This is a genomic window from Spirillospora sp. NPDC052269 (assembly GCF_040679435.1).
Taxonomy (GTDB): domain Bacteria; phylum Actinomycetota; class Actinomycetes; order Streptosporangiales; family Streptosporangiaceae; genus Spirillospora.
In genome coordinates this window covers 1-2,915 of the sequence record NZ_JBFAUU010000045.1, presented here as the reverse complement: position 1 = coordinate 2,915, position 2,915 = coordinate 1, and the positions used below count along the sequence as shown (strand labels likewise).

2 protein-coding genes are annotated in these 2,915 nt (G+C 74.6%); both read left to right on the top strand.

The window, feature by feature from the left end; all coding sequences use genetic code 11:
• The first annotated feature begins 49 nt into the window (after positions 1-49).
• Entirely contained in the window at positions 50-1,675 is a 1,626-nt protein-coding gene (locus AB0L06_RS43475; RefSeq protein ID WP_500237633.1) for an FAD-dependent oxidoreductase, read from the top strand.
• A gap of 8 nt (positions 1,676-1,683) precedes the next feature.
• The coding region (locus tag AB0L06_RS43470; protein ID WP_500237632.1) for an MFS transporter at positions 1,684-2,915 on the top strand (1,232 nt) is incomplete at its 3' end.

The window sequence follows — 2,915 nt, the reverse complement described above, 5'->3', positions numbered from 1 at the left end:
CACCGCGGCCGGAGGCGGTTGTTGCGGGGGCGGCGGCGCGGCGCAGCCCGTGGACCTCGGCCGCGCGGTGCCCGAGACCAAGGTCGCCGCAGAGCGCGCCGGGACCGTCCTGGAGGATCCGCGACTGCCGGTGGTGGTCATCGGGGCCGGTCCGGTCGGGCTCGCCGCCGCCGCCCACCTGGCCGAACGCGGGCTGGAGTTCGTCGTTCTGGAGGCCGGTGACAGCGCCGGGGCGGCGATCTCCGACTGGGGGCACGTCCGGCTGTTCTCGCCGTGGCGGTACAACACCGACGCCGCCGCGCGCCGCCTCCTCGAGCCGACCGGGTGGACCCTGCCCGAGCCGGAGACGCTGCCGACCGGCGCCGAGCTGGTCCGCGACTACCTGACGCCCCTGGCCGAGGTGCCCGCGCTGGCCGGACGAATCCGCACCGGCACCCGTGTGATCGCCATCACGCGCCAGGGCATGGACGTCACCCGCACCATCGGACGCGACGCCCAGCCCCTGCTGGTCCGGACCGTCGGCCCCGACGGGGCCGTCGCCGACCTGACGGCCCGCGCCGTCATCGACGCCTCGGGAACCTGGGGGAACGGCAACCCGCTCGGCCACTCCGGCCTGCCCGCCCCCGGCGAGGAGCAGGCCGCGCCGTACCTGACCGGGCCGCTGCCGGACGTCCTGGGACGCGACCGCGACCGCTTCGCGGGCAGGCACACCCTGGTCGTCGGCATGGGCCACTCGGCCGCCAACACCCTGCTCGCCCTCGCCGAACTCGCCAGGACCGCGCCCGGCACCCGCATCACCTGGGCCGTCCGCGGCTCCTCGGTCGCCCGCCTGTACGGCGGCGGGGACGCCGACGGCCTCCCCGCCCGCGGCGCACTCGGCACCCGCCTCAAGGCCGCGGTGGAAGGCGGCGCGATCGACCTCGTGCGCGGCTTCACCATCACCGGCTTCACCAGCCCCGACGCCGGACCGGCCGCCGGTCCCGTCAAGGTCGTCGGCGTGACCCCGGACGGCGAGCGCGCCATCGAGGCCGACGCCGTCGCCGCGGCCACCGGCTTCCGGCCCGACCTGGACATGCTCCGCGAAGTCCGCGTGGACCTCGACTCCGCCACCGGAGCGCCCGTCCGGCTCGCGCCGATGATCGACCCCAACTTCCACTCCTGCGGAACCGTCCCCGCGCACGGCGAGCGCGACCTGGCCCACCCCGAGACCGGCTTCTACGTGGTCGGGATGAAGAGCTACGGCCGCGCCCCGACGTTCCTGATGGCCACCGGCTACGAGCAGGTCCGCTCCGTGGTCGCCGCTCTCGCCGGGGACCGCGCCGCAGCCGACGCCGTCGAACTCGACCTCCCCGAGACCGGGGTCTGCTCCAGCAACCTGGTCACCGAAGACCTGCTGCCCGGCACCTCCGCCGACGCCGGCGGCGGCTCCTGCTGCGGCGGTTCGGCCCCCGAGCCCGCGACCGCGGTTGCAGGAGACAGCAACGGCGGATCCTGCTGCGGCAGCTCGGCGCCCGAGTCGGTGGCCGTGGTGAAGGGGGACAGCGACGGCGGTTCCTGCTGCGGCGGTTCGGCGCCTGAGCCGGTGGCCATCGGCATCGGAGGTCCCGTTCGGCTCGGGTTCGCGACCGGAAGCGCGCACGGGTACTCCGGCGACGCCGAAGACGGCGAGTCCTGACCGGCCACGTGAGCACTGCGACCCCCGCTCCGGTCCCGGCAGCCCAAGTCGCCGGGACCGGCCGCTCCTTGCGCGGCGTGCTGACCGCCCTGTGCATCACCGAGATCACCAGTTGGGGAGTGCTGTACTACGCCTTCCCCGTCCTGGCCCCTCACATCAGCCGCGAGACCGGCTGGTCCACCAGCGCCATCACCTCCGCGTTCTCCGCCGCGCTGATCCTGGCGGCCCTCGGCGGAATCCCTCTGGGCCGTGCCCTGGACCGGCATGGTCCTCGCCTGCTGATGACCGGAGGTTCGGTACTGGGCGTCGTGGCCGTCCTCGGAATGGCGGCCGCCCCCGACCTGGGCTGGTTCGTGGCCGCGTGGCTGCTGGCCGGAGCCGCGATGACCGCAGTGCTCTACCAACCCGCGTTCGCCGCCCTCACCCGCTACTACGCGCCTCATCACCTGGCCGCCCTGACCACACTCACACTCGTCGCGGGCCTGGCCAGCACCGTCTTCGCACCCCTCACCGACGCACTGGCCGGTCAACTGTCCTGGCGGGGTGTCTACTTGGTGCTCGCCGCCGTCCTCGCAGCGGTGACCATCCCCTTGCACTACCTCGCCCTTCGTCGCCCGTGGCCGCGGGCCAAGGAGCGCCCCACCGCTTCTGCGGGCCACGGCGATGCCGATGGCGACCGGAGCAACGTTCAGGTCGGCATGGTGGTGCGCAGTCCCTCGTTCCTGATGCTGACCAGTGCGCTCACTCTGTCGGCGTTCTCCCTGTACGCCGTGCTGACCAACCTCATTCCGCTGCTCACCTCACGCGGCGCCTCGCCCGCCCTCGCCGCGTGGGCGCTCGGCCTCGGCGGCGTCGGGCAGGTCGCCGGACGGCTGGGCTACCGCGCCCTGGTCCGCCGCACCAGCGTCCAAGCCCGCACGATCGGCATCCTTGCCGGTTCCGCCCTCACCACGGCCGCGCTCGCCGCGGTGCCCGGCCCCGTGCCGCTGCTCATCGCCATCGCCGTCCTGGCCGGGATCATGCGCGGCGTCTCCACCCTGCTGCAGGCCACCGCCGTCTCCGACCGCTGGGGCACCACCGCCTACGGCTCCCTGTCCGGCATCATGGCCGCGCCCATCACCATCGCGGGTGCCATCGCCCCCGCCGCCGGCGCCGCCCTGGCCACCGGCCTCGGTGGGTACCCCGCCCTGTTCACCATCCTCGCCGCCACCGCGGCACTGGCCGCTCTGGCAGCCGGCGG